Origin of the sequence: Chryseobacterium sp. BIGb0232 (assembly GCF_024810195.1) — a bacterium.
In the GTDB taxonomy this organism is placed as follows: Bacteria; Bacteroidota; Bacteroidia; order Flavobacteriales; family Weeksellaceae; genus Chryseobacterium; species Chryseobacterium pennae.
On the sequence record NZ_JANUEH010000013.1, the window covers coordinates 46,232 to 59,528 of the forward strand.

Consider the following 13,297-nt stretch of genomic DNA (forward strand, 5'->3'; position numbering starts at 1 on the left):
TAGTTACAGTTTATCGTATCCATCAAATTTTTCATCTACGATACGTTTCCATTCAGGATGCTTTTTGATAAAGGCAAAAACATACGGACAGAACGGAAGAAGTTTTTTACCGCTTTCTTCAATATAATTCAGGGTCTTTTCCACTACAGCAGCGGCTGCACCTGTTCCCGCCAGTTCTGGTTCTGCTTCAGTGTGTATTAAAGCAATCTGATGACTTGTTTCACGATAATTGATAAAAGCATAATGTCCATTAACTTCTATTTCAAATCTTTTTTCGGCTTTTACAAGGGGGATATTTTCAAATTCTGGTTTCATAATTTTTTGTATTAAAAAGTTGGTTAAGGTCTAGGTCTAAAGAGGTTAATGTCTTTTGTGCTTATAAAAGAAAGAAACAAACCTTATAGGTTTTCGAAACCTATAAGGTTTATATCCATCCATTATTTAACATTAATCTTTGACATCTTAAACCCAGTATAATGTTATATAAAGTTAGTAAAAAAGAACTCATTTAAGATTAAGGAAAACTTAAATCTATCCTTTTAATCTTCAAGATATCCGAATTTTCCGGTATTGAAATCCTCAAAAGCCTGCATGATCTCTTCTCTTGTATTCATTACAAAAGGTCCATGAGGAAAGATGGGTTCATTAATAGGCTCTCCACTGATGATTAAAACAATTGAATCTTCTTGGGTTTCAATGGTAAAGCTTTCTCCTTCATTTTTAAATAATGCAAAATGATCTGCTTTCACTTGTTCTTCTCCATTGACAGTAATATTTCCTTCAATAACCAAAGCGGCTGTGTTGAAGTGGGCAGGGAAATTAAATTCTGCTTTACCTCCAGCTTTAAGTTTTGCATTCATCATATGAATAGGAGTGAAGGTAAATGCAGGACCTTTGTTTCCATTATAATTTCCGGCAATTACTTCAATAAAGCCATTTTTACCAAGATCTACTTTTTCCATCTTAGAGTTTTCAATGGACTGGTATTTTGGATGGCTCATCTTATCTTTTGCAGGAAGGTTGACCCAAAGCTGAACCATCTGAAAGATTCCACCTTCTTTAGCCCATTCTGTTTCATGGTATTCTTTGTGTAGAACGCCTTTGGCAGCCGTCATCCACTGTACATCGCCTTCGCCAATAATACCACCGCCTCCGGCGCTGTCGTGATGTTCCACTTTACCGTTATAGGCTATGGTTACTGTTTCAAAACCTCTGTGTGGGTGAACTCCTACACCTCTTGGTCTATCTGAACCGTTAAAATGAAATTTTGAATTATAATCAAGCATAATGAACGGATCCATTCTTTTCATATCTAAGCCATGTACGCCCGGAATAAAATTATGAACTCTAAAACCGTCACCTACAAAGTGTGCAGGTCTTGGAGATACTACCATTTCTACTTTTTTAGTTGCCATAATATTGTTGATTTTATGTAAACAAAATTACCATACTTATAAAGCAAATGCATTGATCTGTGATAAGTTCGTATTGTAGTAAAAGACTGATGTACAATTAACCTTTGCTTATTCCTCTTTTGATTTCATATTCTTTCCGTCTGAAATGTGTAGTCTTCTAAATACAAAACCTGATAATATCGTTAATATTCCTACCGTGAGAAAGGTATATCGGAAAGCATTGTGAGTTTCTCCCTGGATGAGGTCAGAGTTTTCAAATATTTTTAAAACAATCAATCCAAAGGCAATTCCGAAACCGATCGCGAGCTGCTGATTAACGGAGATTAATGAATTGCCACTGCTGGTCTGAAAATTCCGGAGATCTGCAATGGAAATCGTGTTCATAGAAGTGAACTGTATAGAATTGAAAAATCCAAGCACAGCAATAATAGGAACAAACCAATATAATGAAGTGTGAATATCTGGAATAGCCAGCATGCAGATTAAAGTTCCAATGATAAATGTATTTACCATCAACGTTTGCCGATAGCCATATTTATCAAGAATTTTAATAACAGATGATTTCCCGAATATAGCAGTCAGAGCCATTGGAGCAATGATCCATCCTGAAGTTACGGCAGACTGTTTATAAGCAATCTGGATCATAAGCGGAAGCAGTAACGGAACAGAGCTGATCCCGAGTCTTGTCGCTAAGTTCCCTACAATCCCAACGCGGAAAGTCCTTACCTGAAACAGGTTTAAAGGGAAAATAGGATGTCCTTCTTTTTTTGCATGTTTATAGTAATAGTAAAGAAACAGGAATCCCAGGATAAATACAATGAGAACCGGTGTTATATTCTGCATATTTCCAAAAAGTTCTAAGGAAATAGAGAGTAAGAGAGAGGCTGCTGCAAAGATTAAGAATCCTTTAAAATCAAAATCTACATCATCAGATCTATAATCAGGCATAAATTTTAATCCTAAAATAATTCCTAAAAAACCAATAGGAATATTAATAAGAAATATCCAGTGCCATGACAAATAATCCACCATATAGCCACCTACCAAAGGTCCGAGAACAGGCCCGATAAGGGCAGGAATAATAGCGAAGTTCATAGCCTTAAGCAATTCACTCTTATCAAAAGTTTTAATGAGTGCAAGCTTTCCGACAGGTGTCATCAGACTTCCTCCAACACCCTGAATTACCCTTGAAATAACAAGATGGGTAAGGTTTTGAGACAGTGAACAGAATAATGAACCCAAACTAAATAGTATCAATGAGAAAATAAATACTTTTTTCGTTCCGAACCGGTCTGCCAAAAATCCACTTGCAGGCATGAAGACAGCCAAAGTCAATACATAACTGATGATAGCGTTCTGCATATTCAGCGGAGATTCATGAAGGTCCTTGGCAATGGAGGGAAGAGAAGTATTCAGAATGGTTGAATCCAGCATTTGCATAAAAATAGCAGTGGCGAGAATCAAAGGAAGAATTTTCTTTATTGAGGTCTGTTGGGGGCTTGTTTCTGTCATTTTGTATAGGCTGGAATATTCAAAAAATTCCAGACTTATTTTTATTGAAGAGAATGCTTGCTTTAAGCAGTTTGATTCTTAGATAAAGAAATCCATATAAAATTAAAAAAGTCCTGTGAAATATCACAGGACTTTTTGATTTATTTTTTAGGTTTTTCTACTCCTTTCCATTCGTCACCGGCTTTTCTATACTGGCTTAAAGTGAAATTTTTGAAATCCTTTGTTTTGTATTCAATATTATCGGTATTCTGCTCGAAAGGCATGATATAATAATATTCTATATCTGTTTTATCAGACTTGTTTCCTTTTTTTACAGAAGGAACATATTTTGAAAACTTATAGTTAGGAAGGTATTGTCTCAATCTTGTGTAGAATGATTTGTCATCTTTTTCACTAGGAATAATATCGACAATGTTAAGATCATCTTTTTTCTTATCCACCCAAAGATAGTAGGTCTTTTCTTCTCCTAAATTTCTGTTGAAAGAATTAAAGGCAAACAATTCTTTCGGAACCAGTTCTTTGATCTTTTCAGGATCAACCTTTGTATAGAATTGTCCTTTTGACGGGTCAACGTAAGTTTCAAGGTTGTACATTAAAACAGAATTGTTCTCAAAATTCTTGTTCTTGAAGTATTGATTTAAAGACAATTCTGCAGTAGCTCTAAGCTCTTTGTCTCTTTTATCCAGTTTTTTTGTCGGATTCTGAGGGTTTACGTATTTTACAAATTCATACAACACTACTGGCTTTATATCCTTAAGGTGAGGATAAGTCTTAAGTTGCTCAGCTTTTACCAACCAGTAGAACTGTTGATAATAGTCATCCTTATCAGCATCTTTCACGCTTTTATAAGCTAAAGCAAGCTTTTTTGAGTTCAGATATTTGCCATATTTTCCCTGTCCAAAAGCAAAACTGATGGATAATAAGGCAAATAAAACAGTAAGGTTTCTTCTCATTTTTTTATAATTGATATTTTCGTTTTCCAAATATAATTATTTATTAGATATTATTTTTGATTGTCAGTTAAATTATGCCATATTGTTATTGTTAATTCAAAAAATAATCCCGTATTGCTACAGGATTAATAAATTATTGTGGTAGAGTTTAGAAACAAGAGGGAAGATAATCCGGATAAGAGGTAAAGACACGAAAAGATAATAGATAATAGACAAAGTGGATAGAACCTGAAATCTTAGATCTTTTTAATGTCAATCATCCATTTGGCTTCGCAAGCGAATCGTGAATTTAGGATCATACAAACTTTACCCCTCAAGCCCTCAAACTTCTAGTACGATGTCTCATGTACTTTCACTGCTCTTCCACTTGGATCATTCATCTTTTTGAAAGCTTCATCCCATTCCAGAGCGATAGGAGTAGAGCAGGCGACAGATGGAACAGATGGAACAGTTGCTGCTGCTGTCTCACTTGGGAAATGCTCTTCAAAAATAGTTCTGTAACGGTATTCCTCCTTGTTTTGTGGGGTGTTTAACGGGAATCTGAATCTTGCGTTAGCCATCATCTCATCAGTAACTTCTTTTTGAGCAACTTCTTTTAACGTATCAATCCATGAATATCCCACACCATCCGAGAACTGTTCTTTTTGTCTCCATACAATAGATTCCGGAAGAATATCTTCAAAAGCTTTTCTTAGTACCCATTTTTCAATTTTCCCTTCAGAAACATTAATCATTTTATCCTGTGGATTAAGCGTCATGGCAATATCCATAAATTCTTTATCAAGGAAAGGAACCCTGCCTTCTATTCCCCAGCTCATTAAAGCCTTGTTGGCTCTCAGGCAGTCATATAAATGAAGCTTTCCAAGTTTTCTTACCGTTTCATCATGGAATTCTTTAGCGTTAGGAGCCTTATGGAAGTACAGATAGCCACCGAACAGTTCATCAGCACCCTCTCCGGACAATACCATCTTGATTCCCATTGATTTGATCACTCGTGCTAAAAGATACATTGGGGTGGAAGCTCTGATGGTTGTAACATCATAAGTTTCCAGATGATAGATAACATCACGTACTGCATCTAATCCTTCCTGAACGGTAAAGTTAACTTCATGGTGAACAGATCCTATATGCTTGGCTGCTTTTTGAGCGGCTGCCAGGTCTGGAGAGCCTACAAGTCCTACCGCAAAGCTGTGCAGTCTTGGATACCACGCTTCCTGAGTATCTCCGCTTTCAATTCTTTGCCTTGCAAACTTTGCTGTAATCGCTGAGATAACAGACGAGTCAAGTCCACCGGAAAGTAATACACCATAAGGGACATCACTCATCAGCTGTCTGTGAACAGCATCTTCAAGCCCCTTTCTTAGTTTATCAATATCTGTTTCGTTATCCTTTACGTGGTCAAAGCTTTCCCATTCTCTGGTATACCATTGCTGAAGCTCAGCTCCATCTTTGCTGTATACCAAATGTCCAGGTAAGAATGTTTCAATGGTTTTGCATATGCCTTCCAAAGCTTTTAGTTCAGAAGCTACATAATAATTTCCGTTTTTATCCCATCCCTGATACAGTGGGCAGATTCCCATATGATCACGAGCAACGAGATACACGTCGTTTTCTGTATCGTATAATGCAAATGCGAAAATCCCATTCAGCTTTTCAACAAAATCTTTTCCGTATTTTCTGTAAAGTGCCAGAATAACCTCACAGTCAGATTGAGTCTGGAACTCATAATCGGTAAATTCTTCTTTTAATTCTCTATGGTTATAGATCTCACCATTTACGGCTAATACTACTTTTCCGTCTTTAGTAAATAAAGGCTGCTTTCCGGAAGTAGGATCTACAATAGCAAGTCTTTCATGAGAGAAAACTACTTTTTCATCCTGATAAACTCCACTCCAATCCGGTCCTCTATGACGGATCTTTTTTGACATTTCTAAAACCTGAGGCCTTAATGTCTCGGTTTTCTGCTTGGCGTCAAATAAACATACTATTCCACACATATTTTTATTATTTATATGACAAAAGTAAAGGGGATGTTTATAAATAACAATTAAAATTACGTGTAAGTTAAAATTTTCAATTAATTAATTTATTTAAAAGAAAAATATTAACTATTTAAGAGAATTGTAATGTTTTTGATTAATTTTTTTCGTTAGGCTAAAATAGATGTTACCTCTATACAAAATAAAAATGACATATTTCTTAATATATGGTAATTTATTATGTGAATTTTAGCCCTTACTTTGTGGCTCGAAATAATTTTTTTTCATCATTTGTGTTTTTACCTTCTTGCAATTCTCATGCAAGAAGGTTTTGTTTTTATAGACTTTTAATAAGTTCTTTTTAAACTCTATTAGTAAGCTAAAAATCCTGTTTTCTTACTAATCTTTATATTCAGACCTTGAAATGATTTTTCCTGCTTAAAAAAGCAAGACAGCATTGTCAGGTCGTCTTTTAAATGAGTAATCGTTTTGTATTCACTGTTGGTGCTACTCCTGATGAATTTTTCCTGCTCATGGCCAGAATGGGAGTCGGATGTTTTTTATATGATAAGAACTGATATAACGGCTCCCGTATGCCTGTGTAGAAGACAGGTAAGGTAAAAGGGCAGCCGGAAATTTAAGTACAGTTCCTTTATTCATAATATTATTTGGCAATAAAGTAATTTGGTTTACAAATGTACTTTACAGCAACAAAACGGTTAATCTATAGAGTTAGTAGGGAATTGGTATGAAATGTTACATTTTAACTACAAAAAACAAAAAAACTACTCCTTAGAGTAGTTTTTTTGTTTTTTGTATGGAGGAATCGGTTAAGAAACTCTTTCGATCAACGCCATATAGAATCCATCATACCCTTCGCTTGGCATTACTTTCTCATCCTTGATCATTTTGAATCCCGGATTGTTTTGAAGGAATTCTTTTACCTGAAGGTTGTTTTCAGATGGCAGGATAGAACATGTGGCATATACCATCTTTCCTCCTTTTTTAAGTATTTTAGAATAGTCCTGAAGGATCTGCTGTTGCTCTTTCTTGATTCTGTCAATGAAGTCCTGATCAATTTTCCATTTACTGTCCGGATTTCTTTTCAAAACTCCAAGACCTGAACATGGTGCATCAATCAATAACCTGTCTGCTTTATCATGAAGACGCTTGATCACCTTATTGTCGGAGATCATACGGGTTTCAATATTGTGTGCTCCCGCTCTTTTAGCACGACGCTTCAATTCAGTAAGTTTCCACTCGAAAATATCTAAAGCGATAATCTGACCTTTATTTCCCATTAGTGCTGCCAGGTGAAGAGTCTTTCCTCCTGCACCCGCACATGCGTCCACAACTCTCTGTCCTTCCTTTACATCAAGGAAATACCCGATCTTCTGAGAAGAGGCATCCTGAACTTCAAATAATCCTTCTTTGAAAGCTGTAGTAAGAAAAACATTCTTTTTCTCTTCAAGCTGTATAGCGTCAGGATAATTTTTAATAGAAAAGGATACAACACCTTCATCCGAAAGGTCCGAAATAAGTTCCTTTGTAGTTGTTTTTAATGAGTTTGTTCTTAAAACAGTAGGTGCCTGCTCATTCAAAGCAATCATTTCTCTTTCCCAGGTAGCTCCCAATTCTTTTTCCAACGTTTCTGCCAACCAGTCCGGGATAGAATGTTCTATTGCTTTTGTAGGAACCGTATTCTTTTTAAGTTTGGTAAGGATATCCGCAATCTTGATTCCGTCAAACTCTTCAAACTTTTTATAATTAGTCTTGCTCCAAAGAAGATAAGCAATGATAAGTTTATAAATATTGTTGGGCTTTACCCCTTCACCCATATAATATTCAAGGCGTTTTTTCCAACGGATAATATTGTAGAAAATCTCAGAAACAACGGCTCTGTCCTGGCTTCCCCATTTTTTGTTTGCCTTTAAAAGTCTTTCAATAACTTTATCGGCATACTTGTTTTTTTCAAAAAATGTTTCTTGTAAGGCATCGTGAATCCCGATAGCCAAGTTTCTGTGAATAAGTTCCATAAATTTGCTTCGCTGTTTGAATCTGCAAAAATACGAATTAAAGTTGAGAGTTGAAGATTGAGTTGGAGAGTTTGACGGGTAGTGGGTTTTAGAGTTGGATAATAAGAGGGGGGAAGGGGAATGGTGAATGGTTTGTCAATTTTTGTAGCCATCAATGATTTTCTGTTCACTTCCGAAGAAAAATTCACTATTGATATTTAAAAGGACTGAAGTTATCAGCTTTGTCCTTCCTGTCTCTCATCTCTTAGTCTGTTATCTTTCCGTCTTTTTACCTCTCATCCAGATTCCCTCTTGACTTCAACCTCCAAAAAGCTATACCTTTGCAAAAATTAAAAATATGAGTGATACAGTACTTTGTCCGAAATGTAGTTCTGAGTTTACGTACCCAAATGATAACATGATGGTATGTTCTCAGTGTTTCTACGAATGGAATCCTGAAGAAGCAGCTTCTGAAGCAGCAAACGAAGGGAAAATATTGGACTCTAACGGGAATGAGCTTCAGGATGGTGATTCTGTAGTGGTTGTAAAGGATCTTCCTGTAAAAGGAGCACCAAAGCCGGTAAAAGCTGGGACTAAAGTAAAAAATATCCGTCTGAGACCAGGAAGCGATCACAATATCGACTGTAAAATTGATGGTTTCGGAGCAATGGCTTTAAAGTCAGAATTTGTGAAGAAAGCATAATAGCTGTTAGTGAATAGCTTTTTGCTGTTAATACTATACTTTTGATTAAAAGTTTTTAGCTTAAGACCATAAAAAAAAGGAAAAAATTGGACAGTGTAATCTTTCAATAAACTTAATTGCAAAATTGCTAATGTCCGTCTAGAAGGCAGAAAGAGAAATAACCAATAATTTCCTTATGCTGTGGAAATACAAATGTAAGAAAAAGTTTGATAACAGATTCTTATGTTTGTATTTTTTTTATTGATAAGTGTAAGTAAATGTATGAGTTATGTGCTTTTTTGTAAGGCTTAAAAGGTCAAGGGAGCTAATGTGCTTAGGTTTAAATATTAATCATTTACTGTCTCGTTATTCTTCGATTTAAATAAACGAAATACTAACTAAGCCTTCTAATTTTTCATCGGTATAGATCACAAGTTCTTTGTTTCTTGCTTTAATTTTATTCCAGTAATAGTTTCCGGCAAACCTGCTTTCCAGTACTTCAGCTTCAGGGCCAGCTTCGGATATTTTTATTTCTTTTGGGTAGTAAGAAAGTTTTGTAAGCTGGAAATCTGCTGCTTCAGTTTCAGTAAACAGATTGACTTCTCCGAATAATTTAGCAACATAGGCATTGTAAGGTTTTCGGTAGGTTTCTTCCGGACTGTCATTCTGAATGAGTCTTCCATCCTGAAGAATAACAATCTGATCCAGCCATGGCATGATGTCCTGAAGTTCGTGGGTAGAAATGATCAGAGAGATCTGCTGCTCCTTTACGTATCGGAAAAGTCTCTCCCTAAGCTCTATTTTTCTTGGAAAATCCAGATTACTGAAGGGTTCATCCAGAATAAGCAGTTTGGGCAAAACGGAAAGTGCTCTTGCAATAGCAACTCTTTGTTGTTGTCCACCACTTAAATATTTAGGAAGTACATCGGCAAACTCCTGAAGTCCGACAACTTCAAGAAGTTCCATGACGGTTTCTCTTTTCTTTGCTAAATTGATATTTGAAATAAATTTACCTACATTTTCAGCAACAGTAGCATAAGGCATAAGGTCAAAATTCTGGGCTACAAATTTCATTTGAGCTTCTCCGGGAACAAGGTTTCCTTTGGGGCCAAGCAATCTGATTCCATCAAAAATAATCTCTCCGCTTTCCCAATTCAGTAATCCATACACCAGGTTTAAAAGAGTGGATTTTCCACATCCGCTTTCCCCTGCCAGGGCAATGATTTTATTGGCTTCAAATCTTAAATTAAGGTTTTGAAACAAGGGATTATCTTTGGTGTGTGAGAAAAATAAATTGTTTATTTCTAATAGCATATTACAAATGTAAGGTTTTTATGAAAACATAATTTTTTTTATTATATTAGCGGAAGTAATAAAAATAAATCAAAAATGAGAAAAAAACTGTTTTCGTTGGCTATTCCTGCTTTATTCGTTGCTGCTGTAGTGGTTTCTTGTAAAAAAGATAAACCGCTTACCAGCGAAGGTAATGAGGTGACTACAACCAAGGATGGTAACCAGTACACTTTGGATACGCTAAACAGTAAGGTTGAATGGAAAGGATACAAAGTATTTAAATCTGAAAATACGAGCCACTTCGGAACAATTAAGTTTGAAAGTGGAGATGTAACGGTGAAGGATGGAAAACTGGAAAGCGGTAAATTTGTTTCTGATATGAACTCCCTGACTTCTGTAGACTTGAAAGACAGTCCTGAAGATATGGGTAAATTAAACGGTCACCTTAAAAGCGGTGATTTCTTCGAAGTAGAAAAGTTCCCTACGGCTTCTTATGAGATTACAAAGGTTACTCCTTCTACAGAAGGTGATTATAATACTCTTTTGGACGGTAATTTAACGATTAAAGGAATTACAAAACCTGTACAGTTTAAAGCTAATGTTTCTGTGAAAGACGGAGAAGTAAGTGTAGCGACTGAGCCAAAAGATATCAAACGAGAAGAGTTTGGCGTGAAGTTCCAGGCTCCGGCTGAAAATGGAGTGATTAAAGATGAGGTAACTCTTCAGATCAACGTTAAAGCTTTAGAAAAGAAATAATTTTTTTATTTAAGTGAAATAAGTGATTGAAGTCTGCCTCCCGAAAAAGAGGCAGATTTTTTTATGACGGACTTATTATTCAACTTAAAAGTCGTATTTTTGCAAAACATTTTGAAAGGGTAAAATAATGATAGAAAAGATAGAAGAACTACTGATCGAAGTAAACGGCTTCAATGCTACCTCTAAGGAAGATATAGAAAGCTTCCGAATCAAGTACAACGGTAAAAAAGGGGTTCTGAATGATTTTTTTGAAAAATTTAAAGAAGTTCCTAACGACCAGAAGAAAGAATTCGGACAAAAGATCAATACTTTAAAACAGGCAGTTGCTGTAAAACTGGAAGATTTGAAAAATACTTCCGAATCTTCTGTTGTGTTAGAAAAAGAAGATCTTACGAGACCTGCTTTTCCATTGGAATTGGGCTCCAGACACCCGATCAATCTGGTTAAAAACAGAATCATTGAAATCTTCAAATCGATTGGCTTCGCAGTTGCTGACGGTCCTGAAATTGAAGATGACTGGCATAATTTTACTGCATTGAACCTTCCGGAGTATCACCCGGCAAGAGATATGCAGGATACTTTCTTTATTGAGCAGAATCCGGATATTCTCTTGAGAACGCATACTTCTTCTGTACAGACCCGCTATATGGAAGAAAATCAGCCGCCTATCAGAATTTTGTCTCCGGGAAGAGTATTCAGAAATGAAGCTATTTCTTCACGTTCTCACTGTATCTTCCATCAGATTGAAGGATTATATATTGATGAAAATGTAAGCTTTGCAGATCTGAAGCAAACAATCCAGTTCTTTACTACTGAGCTTTTCGGGAAATCTAAAATCAGAATGAGACCTTCATTCTTCCCGTTCACAGAGCCAAGTGCTGAAATTGATGTGTATTGGGGATTAAACTCTGAAACAGATTACAGAATCACAAAAGGAACAGGATGGTTAGAAATCATGGGTTGTGGTATGGTAGATCCTGCAGTATTAAAGAATGTAAATATTGATGCTGAAAAATATTCAGGATATGCATTCGGAATGGGAATTGAAAGAATCACCATGCTTCTTTACCAAATGAGTGATATCAGAATGTTCTTTGAAAATGATATAAGAACCTTGGAGCAATTCAAGACACTATAAAAAATAAACCTCCGGAGCTCCGGAGGTTTTTGTTTTTAATTACTGACCTAAGAAACAAAACGTAATTAAAAACTGATTTTATTGAAAAATTTACACGTGTCTTGTTTCTTTCTATAATACGCTGCATATTCATCCACATTTAGGAACATTGTGCCCTTTATTTCTCTGGTATTATATTTTCGCTCTTATTATTAAGACAACTTAAAACCATACTATATTACACGGTTGACAGAAAAAAAACGAAGATCTGTTTCTTTTTCAATGGGGGGCAGTTATTGTACGTCGGGTGAAGTTCTCATCAATAAAATTCAGTCATTAATTTTTTTTTCTTTTTTAATGTTCCGGAATCTGGCAGCTATCCTCAGTACAGTGAATGGGGATGATTTTTCGCTTTATAGCCAGTTCTTTGTAAATAATTTCCCCAATTCCTGAAATTTTTAATAAAAATAAAATAGGAATAAAAACCCATGCAAGGGGAAGTCTTATCAGTATGAGATAAATAGAAATAAAACCATAATTCCATTTTTCCTGATAAGAAGCCATTTCTTTATAGGCTTTCTGTAAATCCAATCCAGGATATTGATTTGAAAGGGCCGGATTTCTTAAGGGAACCTCGTGAATTCCCTGTAGCCAATCGACTTTCTTTACGGTGTTTATAAATCGTGTACAATTGGGGCACCAGTTATCATAAAAAACAATGACTTGCTTACTCATACTGTAGATTTTAGGGTTAATAATTAATCTTTACTATGGGCTTCCAGGTGTTATTGGGAACTTTTATCCATCACACTGATCATTGATTTGGTCAGCTCAGCTTTCTGCTCCAAAAAGATGTTTTCCTTGATAAGAAATTTCTTTTTGTTGGTATTGAAATCCTGTTGTAAGGAAGTGTAGAGTTCATCAAATTTTGAACTGAAATTATTCAGGTACTCAATTTTAGTCATCTGGGTGGTTCTGAAAAAATCTTCAGACCAGATAACCAATCCGGGTAAGCCAAAGAAATTCACAGGGCCGCTGGATACAGGAATGTCATCGGTATACCATGTTGTTATTAAATATTCTTCTTTTTTGGAAACGGCTTTTCGGGCTTTAAATCCTAAAAGTTCTTTTTCTTCGGCAGTTATTTTCCATTCGATATCAGATAACTTTCCTTCTGAGTAGAACTTCTGGTTGAATATGGATTCATTGAGGAAATAGGAGTCCTGATTTTGTCTTACACAATATTTAAATTCGTCATTGATCATCAGTTGTACGTCTTTTTGGTTTTCAGGTTTATTGATCTTTGTGCTGTCCATTTTGTAAATAGAACGGTTGGTTTTGGGGTCAATCAATAAGGTGTAATAAAACTTGTGAGAACTTTGTAATGCAATGTCATTATCCCGGCTCTCCTGAGATACTCCTGCATTATTACTCACCTGATGGGAGCTTAGAGGCATGTTCATATAAGATACTTTAATTATTCTCTGATCAGCGGCCTCTTGTGCGGTTAGCTTTTGAGTACTTAGTATCAGTAATAAAAAGCAAACGTTGATTTTTAAAATAGTTTTCATTGTG

General features: G+C 35.7%; 12 protein-coding genes. 3 read left to right on the top strand and 9 right to left on the bottom strand.

What is annotated here, in order from left to right:
- Positions 1-3: 3 nt before the first annotated feature.
- The 6 genes from M2372_RS21940 to M2372_RS21965 form a co-directional block, all read right to left on the bottom strand.
- The gene (locus M2372_RS21940; protein ID WP_115972829.1) at positions 4-315 is read right to left on the bottom strand and encodes a GNAT family N-acetyltransferase; all 312 of its coding nucleotides are present in this window, start codon (positions 313-315) and stop codon (positions 4-6) included.
- Positions 316-539: 224 nt separating this feature from the next.
- Positions 540-1,415, bottom strand: a complete 876-nt coding sequence (locus M2372_RS21945) for a pirin family protein (RefSeq protein WP_123321362.1) — start codon at positions 1,413-1,415, stop codon at positions 540-542.
- A gap of 108 nt (positions 1,416-1,523) precedes the next feature.
- On the bottom strand, positions 1,524-2,927 hold the full coding sequence (locus M2372_RS21950; RefSeq protein WP_123321361.1) for an MFS transporter: 1,404 nt from the start codon (positions 2,925-2,927) through the stop codon (positions 1,524-1,526).
- 140 nt (positions 2,928-3,067) lie between these two features.
- Positions 3,068-3,910 (bottom strand): hypothetical protein, encoded by an 843-nt coding sequence (locus M2372_RS21955; RefSeq protein ID WP_228438874.1) that lies wholly within the window; start codon positions 3,908-3,910, stop codon positions 3,068-3,070.
- A gap of 299 nt (positions 3,911-4,209) precedes the next feature.
- Positions 4,210-5,877 (bottom strand): asparagine synthase B, encoded by a 1,668-nt coding sequence (gene asnB, locus M2372_RS21960; protein ID WP_123321360.1) that lies wholly within the window; start codon positions 5,875-5,877, stop codon positions 4,210-4,212.
- 812 nt (positions 5,878-6,689) lie between these two features.
- Positions 6,690-7,895 (bottom strand): RsmB/NOP family class I SAM-dependent RNA methyltransferase, encoded by a 1,206-nt coding sequence (locus tag M2372_RS21965; protein WP_123321359.1) that lies wholly within the window; start codon positions 7,893-7,895, stop codon positions 6,690-6,692.
- 337 nt (positions 7,896-8,232) lie between these two features.
- Here M2372_RS21965 and M2372_RS21970 point away from each other — a divergent pair, with 337 nt between their 5' ends.
- Positions 8,233-8,577 carry a zinc ribbon domain-containing protein YjdM gene (locus M2372_RS21970; RefSeq protein WP_045493665.1) on the top strand — a complete coding sequence of 115 codons (345 nt, stop codon included), beginning with the start codon at positions 8,233-8,235 and terminating at the stop codon, positions 8,575-8,577.
- A 357-nt stretch (positions 8,578-8,934) separates the two neighbouring features.
- Here the strand turns inward: M2372_RS21970 and M2372_RS21975 are convergent, their stop codons facing one another.
- On the bottom strand, positions 8,935-9,870 hold the full coding sequence (locus M2372_RS21975) for a sulfate/molybdate ABC transporter ATP-binding protein (protein ID WP_123321358.1): 936 nt from the start codon (positions 9,868-9,870) through the stop codon (positions 8,935-8,937).
- A 75-nt stretch (positions 9,871-9,945) separates the two neighbouring features.
- On the opposite strand from M2372_RS21975, the gene M2372_RS21980 reads away from it, so the two are divergent.
- Positions 9,946-10,605, top strand: a complete 660-nt coding sequence (locus M2372_RS21980) for a YceI family protein (RefSeq protein WP_115972822.1) — start codon at positions 9,946-9,948, stop codon at positions 10,603-10,605.
- Positions 10,606-10,732: 127 nt separating this feature from the next.
- Entirely contained in the window at positions 10,733-11,743 is a 1,011-nt protein-coding gene (gene pheS, locus M2372_RS21985) for a phenylalanine--tRNA ligase subunit alpha (RefSeq protein ID WP_123321357.1), read from the top strand.
- A gap of 333 nt (positions 11,744-12,076) precedes the next feature.
- Here the strand turns inward: pheS and M2372_RS21990 are convergent, their stop codons facing one another.
- Together M2372_RS21990 and M2372_RS21995 are read right to left on the bottom strand one after the other, a co-directional pair.
- The gene (locus M2372_RS21990; RefSeq protein ID WP_123321356.1) at positions 12,077-12,457 is read right to left on the bottom strand and encodes a thiol-disulfide oxidoreductase DCC family protein; all 381 of its coding nucleotides are present in this window, start codon (positions 12,455-12,457) and stop codon (positions 12,077-12,079) included.
- A gap of 50 nt (positions 12,458-12,507) precedes the next feature.
- Entirely contained in the window at positions 12,508-13,293 is a 786-nt protein-coding gene (locus tag M2372_RS21995) for a GLPGLI family protein (protein WP_115972819.1), read from the bottom strand.
- Positions 13,294-13,297 lie beyond the last annotated feature (4 nt).

Coding starts and splice junctions, on each gene's coding strand:
- M2372_RS21940 (WP_115972829.1), bottom strand. CDS start 315: ATGAAACCAGAATTTGAAAATATCCCCCTTGTAAAAGCCGAAAAAAGA.
- M2372_RS21945 (WP_123321362.1), bottom strand. CDS start 1,415: ATGGCAACTAAAAAAGTAGAAATGGTAGTATCTCCAAGACCTGCACAC.
- M2372_RS21950 (WP_123321361.1), bottom strand. CDS start 2,927: ATGACAGAAACAAGCCCCCAACAGACCTCAATAAAGAAAATTCTTCCT.
- asnB (WP_123321360.1), bottom strand. CDS start 5,877: ATGTGTGGAATAGTATGTTTATTTGACGCCAAGCAGAAAACCGAGACA.
- M2372_RS21965 (WP_123321359.1), bottom strand. CDS start 7,895: ATGGAACTTATTCACAGAAACTTGGCTATCGGGATTCACGATGCCTTA.
- M2372_RS21970 (WP_045493665.1), top strand. CDS start 8,233: ATGAGTGATACAGTACTTTGTCCGAAATGTAGTTCTGAGTTTACGTAC.
- M2372_RS21975 (WP_123321358.1), bottom strand. CDS start 9,870: ATGCTATTAGAAATAAACAATTTATTTTTCTCACACACCAAAGATAAT.
- M2372_RS21980 (WP_115972822.1), top strand. CDS start 9,946: ATGAGAAAAAAACTGTTTTCGTTGGCTATTCCTGCTTTATTCGTTGCT.
- pheS (WP_123321357.1), top strand. CDS start 10,733: ATGATAGAAAAGATAGAAGAACTACTGATCGAAGTAAACGGCTTCAAT.
- M2372_RS21990 (WP_123321356.1), bottom strand. CDS start 12,457: ATGAGTAAGCAAGTCATTGTTTTTTATGATAACTGGTGCCCCAATTGT.
- M2372_RS21995 (WP_115972819.1), bottom strand. CDS start 13,293: ATGAAAACTATTTTAAAAATCAACGTTTGCTTTTTATTACTGATACTA.